The following is a 14,439-nucleotide window of genomic DNA, read 5'->3' as shown; positions in this document are numbered from 1 at the left end:
AGGTGGTGGGCTGTGCTGTCTGGCTGACTATTCAGGGCAGGGCGGCGAGCAGCGGAGCTACCGGGTTGGCCCCGGTTGCCGGTGCGGCCGGCGCGGCCGGGCCGGCCGGGGCCCCGGCCAGCGCCGGCAGGTCCTGCGGCAGGGTCATCTGCGCAGGCACGTTGACCGGCAGGTTGGGCAGGAACGCCGGCATGTCGACCTTCGCCTGCGGAATCTGCGGGGTCGGCGGGGTGGCGGGGGCGGTCGGCGTCGACAACCCCGGGATGGCCGGCAGTCCGGGAATGGACGACGTGGCCGGGGCGGCGGGTGCCGCGGGTGCCTGCTGCGTCAGGCCGGGGATCAACCCCTGCAGGCCCTGCGTGGTCGCCGGGGCGGATGGCGTCGGCGCCTGGGGCAGCCCGGGAATCGAGGGGATGGCCGCGGACGTCGCCGGTGACGTTGCCGACGGAACACCCGGGAAGGTGATGCCGGGAGCGGCCGGCGCGGCAGGCGGGGTCGCGCCGAGGGCGGTGGCGAGGTTCTGCAGGATCTGCGGCGCGTTGGCCGCCGAGCTGATCAGCTGCTGCGGAATGTTCGGGATGGGTGGAGCCGGCACGGGGTCGGCGTGGGCGATACCGCCCGTGAGTAGGGCTGCGGACGAACCGACTACGACGGCCGCTGCACGCAAGTAAGTCCAGATGGTTGGCATGACTCTCCCTGGTTGTGGATTACGGGGTCCAGCGCCGAAGTTACGTTGATACTGATGGGACTCAAGTGACACGTGTGGCATTTATTTGATCGTTATTGATACGAGTGACGGCGGTGACCGGACGCCTACCGACCAGGCGGGGGAGGTCGTCCCTATGCCGCTCAGCCCGCCTCGATCGCTAAAGTCATGCGGATAGACACCACCTCGGCCGCGCCAACCGCACCCCCGCGCCGGCGGTTCGCGAGTCTGCTTCGGGCGGCGGCACCCGCGCTGCTGGTCGCCAGCGTCGCCGCGCGGCTCGGCTGGACCTACCTGTCGCCGCACGGCGCGAACTTCGTCGACCTGCACGTTTATCTCGGCGGCGCCGCCGCCATCGACCATCCCGGCACGCTGTACAGCTACGTCTATGCCGATCAGACACCGGACTTCCCGCTGCCGTTCACCTATCCGCCCTTCGCGGCGGTCGTCTTCTACCCGCTGAGCCTGCTGCCGTTCGGCCTGGTCGCCTTCGCATGGCAGATCGCCACGATGGCCGCGCTGTACGGGGCGATCCGGATCAGTCAGCGCTTGATCGGTGTTGCGCCCGGCGCCGACGGCCGCCGCCTGGCCATGGGGTGGACGGCGATCTCGATCTGGATCGAACCGCTGCGCAGCACGTTCGACTACGGCCAGGTCAACGTGCTGCTGATGCTCGCGGTGCTGTGGGCGGTCCTGACGACACGGTGGTGGCTGTCCGGGTTGCTGGTCGGCGTGGCGGCCGGGATCAAGCTGACGCCGGCGATCGCCGGTGTCTATCTGGTCGGCGTGCGGAGATGGGCCGCGGCGGTTTTCTCCGCCGCGGTCTTCCTGGCCACGATCGGCGTGTCGGCCCTGGTGGTCGGGGATCAGACCCGCTACTACTTCACGAAGCTGCTGGGCGACGCGCACCGAGTGGGGCCCATCGCCACGTCGATCAATCAATCCTGGCGCGGCGGCATCTCCCGGATCCTGGGACACGACGCCGGCTTCGGCCCGCCGGTCCTGATCGCCATCGGCGCCACCGCGGTGGTGGCCGTGCTGGCCTGGCGGGCGCTGGGCCCGTCCGACCGGCTGGGCAAGTTACTGGTGGTCGAGCTGTTCGGGCTGCTGCTGTCGCCCATTTCGTGGACCCACCACTGGGTGTGGCTGGTGCCGCTGATGGTCTGGGCGATTCACGGGCCGGTGCGCGAGCGCCCCGGCGCGCGGATCGTCGGCTGGGGCTGGCTGGCGCTCGCCATCGCCGGCGTGCCGTGGCTGCTGCTCTACGCCCAGCCGACCATCTGGCAGATCAGCCGGCCCTGGTATCTGGCCTGGGCCGGCCTGCTCTACATCGTGGCGGCCGTGGCGACCTTGGTGTGGATCGGCGCCACCGGCAGGTCGAAGGACTAACTGCCGACGATCTCGTCGATGTCGTGGGCCATGGCCACGTCCTTGTCGGTAATCCCACCCTCGGAATGCGTAACCAGGGCGAAAGTCACTGTCCGCCAACGGATATCAATATCCGGGTGATGGTCCTTGCTCTCCGCGTGCTCGCCCACCCGGCGCACCGCGTCGATGCCGGCGAGAAAACTCGGAAACTTGATCGACCGGCGCAGCGCACCGTCGATGCGCTCCCATCCGTTGAGCTCGGGCAGTGCGGCGTCCACTTGCTCATCCGTTAACACAGCCATATCGTATCTATCTCCTCTCATACGACGAACGGTCTGACATGCGGAGACACGCCTGAAAACCGTGCTCAGCGCATTGCACAACGCTGTCAGTTAAAGTTAATAAGATGAGCGTTGCACTTCCCCCGGTGGACATCACCACCCTGGTCGCTAGTTTCGAGATCGCCCTCAAGTCGGCCCGTCGCTCTCCACAGACGCAGAAGCTGTATCTGTCGAGTATCCGCCGCTACTTCGCATGGTGCGCGAATAACGGGCATCCCGCTCAGATTGATCGCGGCCAGGTTCAAGCTTGGATTGCTGATTTGCTTGACTCCGGTGCTCAGTCCGCAACGGCAGCGGTGCGGCTGGCCGGCGTCCGTCAGTTCTCCAAATGGTTGGCCGAAGAGGGAGAGATCGACTCCGATCCGCTGCTGAGATTGAACGCACCGAAGTCGGATACCCCGATCACGCCAGTACTCACCGAGGATCAGCTTCGTGCGTTGATCAAGGCGTGCCAGGGAAGTGGCCTCAAAGACCGCCGTGACGAAGCGATCGTCCGATTGCTGGCCGAAACCGGGATGCGGGCCGGGGAGTTGATCGCCTTGGAGCTGGACGACGTTGACCTGTCGCGCGGGCTGGTGATGATTCGCCGCGGAAAAGGCGGCAAGGGCAGGATTGCGCCGTTTGGCCCGCAGACGGCCCGCGCCCTGGACCGCTATATCAGGTTGCGGCGCGGCCATCCTGGGGCCGAAAGCAAGGCGCTGTGGTTGGGTGCGCGCACTCACCAGCCGCTTGGACCGCACGGGTTGCGGGTCACTTTGGCCGACCGCGCTAAAACTGCAAATATCAACGGCTTTCACCCTCATGTACTTCGACACACTTTCGCCAGCAGATGGATGTCGTCTCGCGGGTCTGAAGGCGGTCTGATGTCGGTCGCCGGTTGGTCATCGCGGGAGATGCTCGACAGGTACGCCCGCGCCACTGCAGCCGAGCGCGCCACGGCTGAGGCTCGGGCGCTAAACCTCGGGGACTTCTGACGGCCGCCGCCGCGCTTGAGCCGACCGCAGCGCTAAACGCGTGTAGTAAGCCTTGCGTGCGTTTTCTGCCCTTTTTGAGCGTTCCGCTGGCAACAGTTCGTTGTTCGGGTCAACCTGTTCCTCGAACTTGCGTTGCATCGCCGCGCGGGCGGGTGCCGTTCTCGCAGTGCGGTTTTCGGTTCGTGCCCATGACTCGTGGGCGGCTGCCCTCGCCCGCAGTGTTGCCTCTGTAGACAATGTGCTTCTCTGTGTTCTGCCAGCATGCACCACCAGTTCGGCGCCAGCTCGATAGCGCAGTCTAGTGGGGCGCGAGCGGAATTAGCGCGAGGGCGCGACGCCGATAGCGAACAAAATTGTGCACTACTACGACCAATGTGGATATTACGATAATTAGCTGTGCTATATTGCGTTCCGCTCGGTCTGTTACTCGCGTTCCGCCGAAGGCGGCACCAAACAAATCAACGCAGACCCAGCGGAGCGGCTAGCCAACTAGCGGTAGCGGACAACCGTTAGTCCGCGATGGCATCTGAGGTGTTTTGTTTCGAGGCATACCCCTCTCATAGGCGAGGTATCACGACAGCTCAACGCCGCACTGACATCCCAGGAGGTTGAATCGCGTGCTCGACGGCCCGGGGGATATGTGCGGAGGCATCCGCTATCTTCTCTACCTTTAGTGTAATTCACAAATGGTGGATAGATTCGTTTCAGAAGCAATTTCGCGCGTTAATGATGTTAATCTGATTATAGAAAGGTTGTTTGGCGCAAATGGCAATCGAAACATGTCCGAAGTGTGGCCGAACGGCCACGTTAAATGGCGATGTCTTGATATTCGTGCAGGAGCATGGACGGCCCGTGCGGCCGGAGGATGTGGCGCGACACTTCGGCATCTCCACCACACGCGCCAACTGGGCACTGTGCCGCCTTGCGGACGGGGGTTTGATTGTCAGGCTGAGCCGGGGCGTCTATAGCGGCGACCTTGAACTCAGACGGCTGGTGCTTGATCAGCTTGATCGGCTGGCCCCGGCGTGAGCGGCTTCTGCATCGAATGCGGGGCGGCCGTGGCGTGGCTGGCTACCCTGTGCCCACGCTGCCAAGCCGTCGAAGAACGAACCGCACTTCGAGAGTGGGATCAATGACCACGGATGATCCGGTAACCCTGCTGCGCCCGTATCCCAACTCCGTTGGGGTCCAGATCCATCCTCATGTCGATGGCGATGTTGTTTCGGAAGTTTTCATGGATGCGGCCACTGGCGGCCGGTACATCATCTTGCGGCAGCCATCCGCCGCGCTCCGATTGGGCGAGGATTTGTTGGAGGCCACAACGAACCCTGACATCGCCCGCGAGGCCGACGCGGTACGCGAACGTCAGCAGCACCGCCGGTGAGCCGGGCCTCGCTTTGCGGCCAGTGCTTAACGCGAACGAACTTTCCGCATGCCCGACGGGTAAAGAGCGATCGAACCCCTTATCACGTGATCGCATGGGCTTCTCGGCGATGAGCATGATGTGATGCTTAAGCCTTGCCTAGTCTGCGGCGAACTCTCCAGCCAGTCACGCTGCCCTGCATGCCAACTCCCGAAGCTATCGCCGAAGGAACGCGGATACGGAACAGGTTGGAAGCGGCTGTCCGAACGTGCACGCCAGCTACAACCGTGGTGCTCGGAATGTCTGTCCCCTAAAGACTTACAGCTTCACCACACCAAAGCGGGCTGGGAAATTGTAGCGGCTGGCACGCCGCTAACTATGAAACACGTTGCAGCTGGATACTTCTTAGTCCTCTGTGGCGCATGCAACCGGGCGCAAGAGCCCGTGCGGCCGTCCCGCGCCAGCAAACGGTCCACAACGGAGTTTGCCAAGCGATCGTTGTAATCATGTCGTGGCACAAGCACTGTCGACACACCAACGGCATGGCGAGGCCCCGGGGGGATGCCCGCAAACCGCTTTGAACTCGTCGCGCTTGCGCTCGCCATTCACAATTAATTGCCGACCCTAACGGATTTAACCAATTAGAGCAGGCCCTAAGGCACGGGTTGATCCCTCGCCAATCCCGTTTAACCCCAGCGGGTTACCGTCCCAGCAGTTCGAGCAGTTCTGCAGGGAGTTTCTGGTTGTTCCCAAGGGGTATGGCGCTCGGCAAACATTCGAGTTACGGCCTTGGCAGCGCGAATTGTGCGCGTCAATGTTGGATCGGCCGAAGCGCCCCCGGACTGTTGGGTGGATGCTTCCTCGCGGCAATGGAAAGTCGACGTTGCTTGCAGCGCTGGCCATTTGGGAATTGTTCTGCGGTGGCGAATCGGCGACGGTGGTTATTGTCGCCTTCAGTAAGGAACAGGCGGGGCTTATTTTTGGGATTGCCCGCCAGTTCGTGCAGATGTCCGACCCGTTGGCGTCTCGCTGTCAGGTGGGTAGGGATCGGCTGACGATTCCGGCCAGGTATGCCACGTTGCAGACCCTACCGGCTGAACCGGCGGCCCTTGAGGGCCTCGACTACACCCTGGCTCTGCTCGATGAAGCGGGCCGTGTGGCGCGGGAGACGTATGAAGTTCTGACCCTGGCGCAGTCGAAGAGGCCGGTGTCCACGCTGGTGGCTATCGGGACGCCGCCGCCCGACCCGACCGATTCGGTGTTGACCGATCTGCGCAACATTCACGCCGAACTTGGTGACGATCATGTGGTGTGGAGAGAGTTCTCCGCCAATGACTTTCAGCATCACCCGCCCGATTGTCGGCACTGCATCGCGTTAGCGAATCCCGCGCTCGGTGATTTTCTCGACGCCGAGGATGCGGTTAAGTTGCTGAAGACGACCCGCGAAGGCACGTTCCGGCGTGCGCGGTTGTGCCAGCTGGTGAACGACACGGTGGGCGAGTTTTTGCCCGCCGGGGTGTGGGCTGCCCGCTCCACGGGTCAAGGGATCGCACCGGGTGCCCCGGTAGTCATCGCCCTTGACGGGTCACATTCGGATGACTCGACCGCGCTGGTGATCGGCACGGTATCCGCCGAGCCGCACTTCGATGTGCTCGCGGTGTGGGAGAAGCCCGCCGACGATGCGGGCTGGCAGGTTCCCATCGCTGAGGTTGAAGAGTGCATTAGGCAGGCCCGAAACATATACCGGGTTGTTGAATTAGTTGCTGACCCGTGGGGATGGCTGCGGACCATGCAGCTCCTAGAGGCTGAGGGTCTGGTGGTTTCGCAGTTCCCACATTCACCGTCCCGCCTCGTGGCGGCCACCACCGATCTGTACAACGCGGCCGTCAACGGCAACCTCACCCATTCGGGCAACGCGACGCTGGCGGCCCACATCGGCAACGCGGTGGTGGTCCGTAACCATCGCGGCTGCCGCATCGAGAAGGCTTCTCGGCGGGGCCGCAAGGTGGACGCCGCTGCGGCGCTGGTCATGTGTCACTCGCGGGCTACTTGGCACGGCACCCGTAAACCTAAGAAAAGATATGCGAGTTTCGCGAATTGAACCAAGATTTATTGGTTGAGCTGCTGCACACTCTGGACGGCCCGCAGTGGCGCTACTCCACCTTGCAGAGTTACTACACCGGCAGGCAACCACTTTCATTCCTATCTCCTGAGGCGCGGGTTGCGCTGGGTGACCGGTTCGGCCGCATGGCGTCGAACCTTCCCCGGCTGGCGGTGACGAGTCTGGCCGAACGCCTGCGCGTTGTGGGTTTCAAGGGTGCAGACGTGTGGCCCGACTGGCTTCGGTTAGACCTCGATCAGTTGTCGGCGGCCGCGCACCGTGACGCGCTGCTGTTCGGTCAGTCGTTTGTGATCTGTTGGGCGGACAGCGTAGGTCGGCCGCTCGTGACGGTGGAATCCCCGAAGCAAGTTGCGGTGATTTCCGACCCCGGCACGCGGGCGGTCACGTCTGCGGTGAAGCGGTGGCGCACCCAAACCACTACCGAGGCCGTGGTGTACCTGCCCGATCAGATCATCCGGCTTAGGGCTGACACACCCGGCGCGGCAACCGCCGGCTTCTACGTGGTGGAAACCCTGGACAACCCGATGGGCGTGGTTCCGGTTGTGCCGCTGCGTAACTCGGACCTGGTTAGCGTGTGGCGTCCCGACGCAAACGGAACCACTGACATCGGGCATTCGGAGCTTGACGATCTGATGCCGCTGGTTGACGGGCTCAACAAGGTGCTGACCGATCTCCTCGTTTCCAGTGAGTACGTGGGTCGGCCGCGACGGTGGGCTACGGGCATTGAGCTGGTGGAGCGGCCGGTGTTGGACGCGGACGGCAACCCCGTCTTGGACAACAACAATGAGCCTGTCATGGAAACCGTGTCACCCATTCCCGAGGGCGACCGGCTCATGACCGCCGAGAGTGAGCAGGCCAAGTTTGGCCAATTGGACGCCGCTGACCTCCGCGGCTACACGAACGCCGTCAACGTGCTGGTCACTCAGATCATGGCAGTGAGCGCTCTTCCCGCGCACTATGTGGGCATTCTGACCGACAGCCCGACGAGTGCTGACGCGATCCGCGCGGCGGAAGCGTCGTTGACTGCACGGGCGGAGGCCCGGCAACAGTCGTTTGGTCGTGGGTGGGAACAGGCGGCGCGCCTCATGGTGGCTGTCCGGGACGGCGTTGATCCGGCCGTGGTGGACGTGCAAGTGCAGTGGGCGCCCGCCGATACCCGCAGTGTGGCAGCCGAGGCGGACGCCACAGTCAAGTTGTTCCAAGCCGGTTTGTTGCCTGCGTCGTACGCGTTGCAGAAGCTGGGTTATTCCGCCGACGAGATAGCGGCGATCAGGGCCGCCAGGACGGCCGATGCGGCCACCCTGGCCAATCACGGCACCAACCCCGCGAACGGCCCGCAGCGTGAAGCTCAGGGCCAGAAGTAAACAGGACCATGGACGAAGAAGCAACAAACACCGAATTAGCAACTGACAGCGACGAGGCCGCTAACGATGCCGTCATGGAAACGCCCGAGGACACCACCGAGGGCACCGAGCCGGATAAGGATGTGCGCAAGCTCCGCAGGGAGGCCGCAACCCTGCGTGAACGGGCGAAGGCCGCCGAGGCCCGCGCCGCCCGCACTGACACCCTCGCAGCGCGACTGCACACCGAATTAGTGCGCGCCAGCGGCAAGCTGGCCGACCCGACCGACTTCCCCTACAATCCGGACGCCGATCTGCTGGACGACCCCGAAGCGCTCAACCAAGCGATTGACGCATTGTTAGAAGCCAAGCCCCATTTGAGGTCGCGGACGCCGAAGGGTGATGTGGGGCAGGGCAATCGGGGGCGAGCCGATGAGCCAGTGAACTTCCACAATATTCTCAAGCAATTCATTTGATACGCTAAGTAGTCCGCTAAACTAGAGGTAGGGAGAGCGCCCGGCAGCGCTCCGATTCACTTCTGACATTCGTCCCGGTTGACGAAACGTCTTTCACCACCAGACATTTCGCATCGTTCAGGACGTATTCTCCTATGACCATCGAGGTCACGGGTGGCAACTCCACCCTTTTGCAATCCGAAGTAGCTTCACTACTTGTCCAGCCGCTAGAACAGGCTTCCACCTTCCTGGCCGCCGGGCCGGTCATCTACGACACCAACGACACCCTTCGCGTTCCGCGTATCGCTAACGGTGTGACTGCGGGGTTTGTGGCGGAAGGTTCCCAGATTGGGGACGGGGACTTCTCGTTTGACGAGGTGACCCTTCTGCCGTCCACCCTCAAGGGCATTAAGACGCTCGTGAGGGTGAGTAACGAGCTGATCCGTCAAAGTGTGGTTGGTCTGGAAGTTGTTCTACAACAACGCCTTATCACTGATGTCGCACACGCATTAGACGCCGCTCTGTGGGACGGCACTGGCAGCTCCAACACCATTAAGGGCATTCTCCGCGCCACCGGTATCGCGACCGGCACACTGGACTTGACCGATGCCGACAGCCTGATCGACGGCCTGGCGACCGCACAAGGCAACCACGTCAACCCGACGCACTGGGTGATGACGTCGGCCACGTTCGCCGCGCTCCGCAAGCTGAAGGTGGCAAACCCTGGCGCGACATCTGACCAGGACTTCCGCCAATACCTGTTTGACCCCAGCACGATTCAGAACGGCACCGCGTTCCAGCTATTCGGCCTGCCCGTCATAGTCACTGACAACATCCCAGCTGTCTCGACTAAGAACCGTGTTGCGCTGGTGGACATGTCCAAGGTAGTTGTGGCCCGCGATGTTGACTCCGACGTGTTCATTTCGCCGCACCTGGCGGCCGACTACGACTCGGTCGTTATCCGCGTGGTAACCCGGTTCGACGTGGCCCTGCTACAGAATCACGCGGTCACCCTACTCACCGAGGCGTAATGTCGTTGGTGCAGAATGTGCTTGACCTTTTGAGCACATCGCCGGCCCCCACCGGCAACCAAGTCTCGCAGGCACTATCGGTGGTCACGAACATCGCCAAGGCTTACGTGCGCTCGGTCGGGTTCGAGAATGGCGAACCCAACGACGAGATCGCCAGCGTGATCGTCACGGCAACCGCCCGCCTGCTCCGCAACCCCGGTCAGTTGGCAGTGCGTGAAGAGATGGGCCCGATTGTTGTGGACTATCATGGCGGATTCGCCGGATGGTCAATAGCTGAGCGGGAGACGCTGAATAGATACCGCATGCAAGCGGTTTAACCGAATAGACTTCCCCGGCAGGTTTCCTTACCTTGATCGTTGGTGGCCAAGCCGGGGAGACAGAAAAGCTCCTTATCTGTCAGGGGCTAACGTGTGAGCCACGTTAGGCACTGGCCCCGCGGTGATCCTGCGGGGCCGGTGTTTATGCACCTAGTTGTTCTTCAAGGTCGAGGACTTAGGCAAGCCGGTCGTGGAGTGCTTGTATTCCGGCTTGTGTGGGTTGTCTGCCGTTGAGCGCGGCGCGGGGTTATCCACCTCATTTCGTCGGGCAGGTGGTCGGCGAGGTACGCGAGCGCGGCTAGGTCCATACAGGAATCGTTGACGCCCGGCAGCGGCGGTGTTAACACCAACATTGTGCGCTATTATTAAGGGGCGCAAGGTAATCGGACGAACATAGTACAGCTCGAAGCGCTTAATCCTTATTCACCGGAAACTCGGTGACACAATGATCCATCAACTTGATCATCTGATCGTAGATGTCGCTTTGTCGACTTAAGTGCCTCTCGGGCAGAGTACGACCGCGTTCCATTCTCGGATCGGAGGGCGACATCTTCTCTCGCGCCGCTATTAGGCTTTCGAAGTCTCGGCGGTCTTCTTCTATCAGTTTGTATATCTCGTGAGTGGGTTCAAGGATTCCCTTGTCGCTGGTAAGCATCATGAGGGTGAAATCACGTACTGCTAAGCGCCGGTAGACATCCCAGACGGTTTCAAGATAAGCAGCTTCCGACTGCTCCCGGTACTGTTCGAACTTCTCTGCTACCAACTGAGCATTCTGCTGCCAGGGTTGCGCCTCTGCTTGGGATAGTTGGTAGGGCGCGTCGATTAACTCCCGCATAAACTTGCCGAGTTTGCGGCTTTGGAGTCTGCATTCGTCCAGGTCGCTCAGGTATGCTGCCAGCTCCGCCCGCAGCTTGTCGTTTCGAGCGTCGATGCGGCCCTGAACAAACTTCTCGTTGGCACCTCGTAGCGTTCGGCGGTTATACCAGGCGCTTACCGCAATCGCGGCGACCGCGACCATGACCGTGAAGAGGTTGCCCCAACCGGGCGTCCATTGCCAGTCAATCACGCCATCCCAAAGCGTTGACCAAGCGCACATGACGTCATCACTCACGCCTTCAGCTGCTTGGGTAAACATTGTGCGCTAGCTTCCGTTGCGGCGCGCCACGGGTACGCCAGTCAGGGTTATCCACGGTTCGGCTAGTTGCATGGCTGCACGGTGGACCTCGGAAAATTCAGTGTCAAGGACCGCGCTGTGCACTACTATCCATTGGTGCACAACGGGTTTGCTACTCGCCACCCTGTGGCGGGTTGTTGATCACGATGGTGGTTGGCGCGTTGGTCACGTTGTTGATTGTCTGTTCTATGTGCTGTTGCGACGGCGGCACCCCATGCATCATCTGATATAGGCTCACGAACGCGGCTATCAGGTTTATCAATGCCGCACGGAAGTTTAGCGCCGCAGTGATGTCTTGCGGGCTGCGGAGCTCTAGCTCGTCGGCTAGCTCTCGATCGACCGCTCGAATCGCGGCAACCGCGGCCTGGCCGCTGAGAGACGCCTCAGTTGGTTGGAGTTGAGCCGCCATGCCCTGGGTCACGACGATCATGTCCCCAAATGCTCTCGGGCTCGGGACACCGATCAGTTCAATCTGCTGGGCGACTGCCTGTTGGGCTTGGATCAGTTTGTCCAGGCCTCCTTGGCCCAGCTGCTCGCGGATTCTGCGCGCCACCAAGTTTTCGATCCGCTCAGGTTGATCTCCCACGGTACCCACCTTAGGTCCGTGGCCTGCTGAAGACCAGGGCTGTGCATTATTACATTGCGGCACAGCGGATCGCTTGGTGGTTACTCCACGAACGTAATCGGAATATCGTTGTTGTCATCGAGCTCGGCAACAACCGGAGCCTTCGAGAATGGGACACTCAGGAACGGCTTGTCATCGCGGATGAACGTCACGTATCCGCTGTCGATGCGGTAGGAGTCGGCCAAAACCACCGTTTTGGCTCCAACGCGGCGACGAAACCCGAAGGGGTCGACCGGTTCTGATAATGCTCCATAGGTGTAACGCGGCACTGTGTTACCTCTCGAATCTGTGTTGGTCCACTCGGAAGCCTTGTGGGGCTGGTGGCGAGCCCAACGTCGTACACTACAGCGTTGTCAGGCAGGTGCTTACGGGACTTCATAGGGCTCCGATGTGCGGTAAAGATCTTCGAAGTCATACGTCAGCCCCATGAGCGTATGCCACTCTCTTGCGAATGCCATACTAGATTCGCAGGCCCACTCGGCAGTTCCAGCGCCGAGCGCCTTGTTCGGAAACCATGGCCTGCCTATCGGCTGCTGGTTTTCGCGGTGAGTCGTAATTTTACTCTTCAGTTGCCTCTCGAACTTCTCGTCTGTGTCGACGCGACGGTCGTGTGGCTTGAAGTGGACCAGCGCATTCCTCACCTGGATAAGCACTCTTACGCTCCGGTACGGGTCGCGGTCTTTCGGCATGCATTGCTGTCCAACCAATTCGAGCCCGAATTGGAATTTGTCCAGCATTGAGCGCATCTCGTAATCGGGCCACAGTTCGCGCATACGCGTGAGCGCTGCCTGAGGTATGCCCTGCGTGTACACCGTTGATTTTTGGTCGGCAGCGTCCTGCCAGGACGAATTGACGAGGCCTTCAAGGAAGGCGACCGCAGACAATACGGCGGTCACCGCATGGGAGTGACGCTTCGGGTCAAAGTTGCCATTGCCCTGGGCGACGAGCTCGTTCTCGCGGATGCGGCACAGCCACGCTTCGCGTCGCGCGGTCCAAAGGTGTTGCGAGGCGAGGTAGTCACGAACGCTGACGACCACAAAGTTCATGCGTGCAGTCACTTTCATCGCCCTTGCGCCCATTCCCGATCGCAGACGATGCAGTGTCTGACAACGGTGGCCCAACCCGGTTCACGGTCATCCGGCGGCCGGATCGGCTGCGCGTCAATATGCCCGCAGCCAGGACATATTGAGTATGTCCAGAACGGCTCCCATGGCTGCCGGGCCATGAGTAACCGGTTCTCCACTGGGCTGTACGGCTGGATCTGTAGCGGCTCCGGCGCGGGTATCGGTGGGTCAATCCACCAGATGCGGGCGCAGTACGCGGACATCGCTGCCAACAGAATGGCCAACACGAATACCAACGGCGCAAGCAACGCGGCGGTGATCCCGGCGGTGACCGCCAGCACCGCCAAGCCAACGGTGAGTTGACCGGCCAGCCGGTGCCCGCCGACGTCCATCGCCCTCCGATGCGCTACCTCGCGGTCTCGCTGGGCGATGTCCGCGAGGGTTGGGTGGTCAGGGAAACCGATCACCACCGTGGGGCCGAAGCCGAATCCCATCCGCGCGTGCCAGCTACTCGTCAATCTCGATGGTCACGCTGTCCAGGCGGTCACCCCGGACCGGGATCGCCATATTCCCGTTTCGGGTTTCGATGTTCAGCTCAGTCCAGTCGGCGGCGTGGGCGACGGTGTGCAGCCTCCCCGTGTTGGTGTTATTCGGTGTCGGCCTGAAGGTCACGTGCTTGCCCAAGTCGTCTGCGTTGAGTGCGCGCACTCGCTTTTTCGCCATGAGGATAGTCTGCCACCTGCACGCGGCGGAGCGGAATACTTACGTTTAACGGGCGGCATGACGCTCGAAGCGGGGCGGGGTTTACGCAGGCCGCGCACAACGTTGGGCATGAAATAACACAGCCATATCCAAGACCGTATACCGTCTGGCCATGCCGACCCAGGTCGTCGTCGCCGGCGCGGTCATCCGCCACGCCACGGTGCTGGTGGCGCAGCGCGTCCGGCCACCGGAGCTGGCCGGGCGCTGGGAGCTGCCCGGCGGCAAGGTCGCCCCGGGGGAGACCGAGCGCGACGCGCTGGCCCGTGAGCTGGCCGAGGAGCTGGACCTGGCGGTCGGCGACGTCGCGGTGGGCGACCGCCTCGGCGACGACGTCGCGCTGGACGGCATCACGTTGCGGGCATACCGCGTGCGACTGCTCGGTGGTGAACCGCGCGCGCGTGATCACCGGGCGGTGCGCTGGGTGACGGCCGCCCAACTGTCCGATGTCGACTGGGTGCCCGCCGACCGCGGCTGGGTCCCTGACCTGGTGCGGACGCTGGCCGGGGTGGCCTCATAACCAGTCCACAGCCTTCTTGCAGCTGACGTCCAGCGCCGCAGAAGGTCGCGAGGGTCAACTTGAGATATAACGCCAATGTGTACTTATAAAAAAGACTTAACCTAGAAGCGCGTACCGGTGGTCGCGGCGTCCGCGACGGCGCCTCTAGATCCGCAAAACCTATGCTGACCAAACGAATTTTCGTTAACAGGCCATTCGCGGCGGACATAGGTCCGTCTGCCGCGCCCCATGCCGACGCGCTCGCCGATCCCGGTCGGCGCGGGCGGACGAATCGACGTGC

General features: G+C 62.2%; 18 protein-coding genes. 9 read left to right on the top strand and 9 right to left on the bottom strand.

The features are described 5' to 3' along the window. Positions 1-31: 31 nt before the first annotated feature. The gene (locus KXD96_RS23045; RefSeq protein WP_260740267.1) at positions 32-688 is read right to left on the bottom strand and encodes a hypothetical protein; all 657 of its coding nucleotides are present in this window, start codon (positions 686-688) and stop codon (positions 32-34) included. Between the two features lie 186 nt (positions 689-874). On the opposite strand from KXD96_RS23045, the gene KXD96_RS23040 reads away from it, so the two are divergent. Continuing rightward, positions 875-2,095: a mannosyltransferase gene (locus KXD96_RS23040; RefSeq protein WP_260740265.1), complete on the top strand. Its 1,221-nt coding sequence runs from the start codon at positions 875-877 to the stop codon at positions 2,093-2,095. Here the strand turns inward: KXD96_RS23040 and KXD96_RS23035 are convergent. Further along, a complete protein-coding gene (locus KXD96_RS23035; RefSeq protein WP_260740263.1) occupies positions 2,092-2,376 on the bottom strand; it encodes a 4a-hydroxytetrahydrobiopterin dehydratase in 285 nt (94 codons plus the stop codon). The genes KXD96_RS23040 and KXD96_RS23035 overlap by 4 nt on opposite strands. A gap of 104 nt (positions 2,377-2,480) precedes the next feature. On the opposite strand from KXD96_RS23035, the gene KXD96_RS23030 reads away from it, so the two are divergent. Together KXD96_RS23030 and KXD96_RS23025 are read left to right on the top strand one after the other, a co-directional pair. Further along, positions 2,481-3,389, top strand: coding sequence for a tyrosine-type recombinase/integrase (locus KXD96_RS23030; protein ID WP_260740260.1), 909 nt, complete (start codon positions 2,481-2,483; stop codon positions 3,387-3,389). Positions 3,390-4,154: 765 nt separating this feature from the next. Then, positions 4,155-4,418, top strand: coding sequence for a type IV toxin-antitoxin system AbiEi family antitoxin domain-containing protein (locus tag KXD96_RS23025; RefSeq protein ID WP_260740257.1), 264 nt, complete (start codon positions 4,155-4,157; stop codon positions 4,416-4,418). A gap of 100 nt (positions 4,419-4,518) precedes the next feature. Here the strand turns inward: KXD96_RS23025 and KXD96_RS23020 are convergent, their stop codons facing one another. Next, positions 4,519-4,890: a hypothetical protein gene (locus KXD96_RS23020; protein ID WP_260740256.1), complete on the bottom strand. Its 372-nt coding sequence runs from the start codon at positions 4,888-4,890 to the stop codon at positions 4,519-4,521. A gap of 715 nt (positions 4,891-5,605) precedes the next feature. On the opposite strand from KXD96_RS23020, the gene KXD96_RS23015 reads away from it, so the two are divergent. The 5 genes from KXD96_RS23015 to KXD96_RS22995 all read left to right on the top strand — a co-directional run bounded on the left by KXD96_RS23015 (position 5,606) and on the right by KXD96_RS22995 (position 10,017). Beyond that, entirely contained in the window at positions 5,606-6,853 is a 1,248-nt protein-coding gene (locus KXD96_RS23015) for a terminase large subunit domain-containing protein (protein WP_313901594.1), read from the top strand. Beyond that, positions 6,850-8,238 carry a phage portal protein gene (locus KXD96_RS23010; protein ID WP_260740254.1) on the top strand — a complete coding sequence of 463 codons (1,389 nt, stop codon included), beginning with the start codon at positions 6,850-6,852 and terminating at the stop codon, positions 8,236-8,238. Before KXD96_RS23015 ends, KXD96_RS23010 begins: the two co-directional genes overlap by 4 nt. 8 nt (positions 8,239-8,246) lie before the next feature. Continuing rightward, entirely contained in the window at positions 8,247-8,690 is a 444-nt protein-coding gene (locus tag KXD96_RS23005; protein WP_260740253.1) for a hypothetical protein, read from the top strand. 134 nt (positions 8,691-8,824) lie between these two features. After that, positions 8,825-9,700 (top strand): phage major capsid protein, encoded by an 876-nt coding sequence (locus KXD96_RS23000; protein ID WP_260740251.1) that lies wholly within the window; start codon positions 8,825-8,827, stop codon positions 9,698-9,700. After that, positions 9,700-10,017, top strand: coding sequence for a hypothetical protein (locus KXD96_RS22995; protein ID WP_260740247.1), 318 nt, complete (start codon positions 9,700-9,702; stop codon positions 10,015-10,017). Before KXD96_RS23000 ends, KXD96_RS22995 begins: the two co-directional genes overlap by 1 nt. A gap of 412 nt (positions 10,018-10,429) precedes the next feature. Here the strand turns inward: KXD96_RS22995 and KXD96_RS22990 are convergent, their stop codons facing one another. The 6 genes from KXD96_RS22990 to KXD96_RS22965 all read right to left on the bottom strand — a co-directional run bounded on the left by KXD96_RS22990 (position 10,430) and on the right by KXD96_RS22965 (position 13,603). After that, the gene (locus tag KXD96_RS22990; protein WP_260740246.1) at positions 10,430-11,128 is read right to left on the bottom strand and encodes a hypothetical protein; all 699 of its coding nucleotides are present in this window, start codon (positions 11,126-11,128) and stop codon (positions 10,430-10,432) included. 175 nt (positions 11,129-11,303) lie between these two features. Beyond that, positions 11,304-11,777 carry a hypothetical protein gene (locus KXD96_RS22985; protein ID WP_260740243.1) on the bottom strand — a complete coding sequence of 158 codons (474 nt, stop codon included), beginning with the start codon at positions 11,775-11,777 and terminating at the stop codon, positions 11,304-11,306. An 80-nt stretch (positions 11,778-11,857) separates the two neighbouring features. Then, positions 11,858-12,085 (bottom strand): hypothetical protein, encoded by a 228-nt coding sequence (locus KXD96_RS22980; RefSeq protein ID WP_260740239.1) that lies wholly within the window; start codon positions 12,083-12,085, stop codon positions 11,858-11,860. Between the two features lie 96 nt (positions 12,086-12,181). Continuing rightward, on the bottom strand, positions 12,182-12,862 hold the full coding sequence (locus KXD96_RS22975) for a hypothetical protein (protein ID WP_260740237.1): 681 nt from the start codon (positions 12,860-12,862) through the stop codon (positions 12,182-12,184). A gap of 14 nt (positions 12,863-12,876) precedes the next feature. Further along, entirely contained in the window at positions 12,877-13,374 is a 498-nt protein-coding gene (locus tag KXD96_RS22970; protein WP_260740234.1) for a hypothetical protein, read from the bottom strand. 13 nt (positions 13,375-13,387) lie between these two features. Then, positions 13,388-13,603 (bottom strand): hypothetical protein, encoded by a 216-nt coding sequence (locus tag KXD96_RS22965; protein WP_260740233.1) that lies wholly within the window; start codon positions 13,601-13,603, stop codon positions 13,388-13,390. A 151-nt stretch (positions 13,604-13,754) separates the two neighbouring features. On the opposite strand from KXD96_RS22965, the gene KXD96_RS22960 reads away from it, so the two are divergent. Further along, positions 13,755-14,159, top strand: coding sequence for a (deoxy)nucleoside triphosphate pyrophosphohydrolase (locus KXD96_RS22960; RefSeq protein WP_260740230.1), 405 nt, complete (start codon positions 13,755-13,757; stop codon positions 14,157-14,159). Positions 14,160-14,439: the final 280 nt, after the last annotated feature.

Origin of the sequence: Mycobacterium sp. SMC-2, assembly GCF_025263485.1 — a bacterium.
GTDB lineage: Bacteria > Actinomycetota > Actinomycetes > Mycobacteriales > Mycobacteriaceae > Mycobacterium.
The sequence above is the reverse complement of the archived record's forward strand: the minus strand, read 5'-3'. Positions and strand labels throughout refer to the sequence as shown.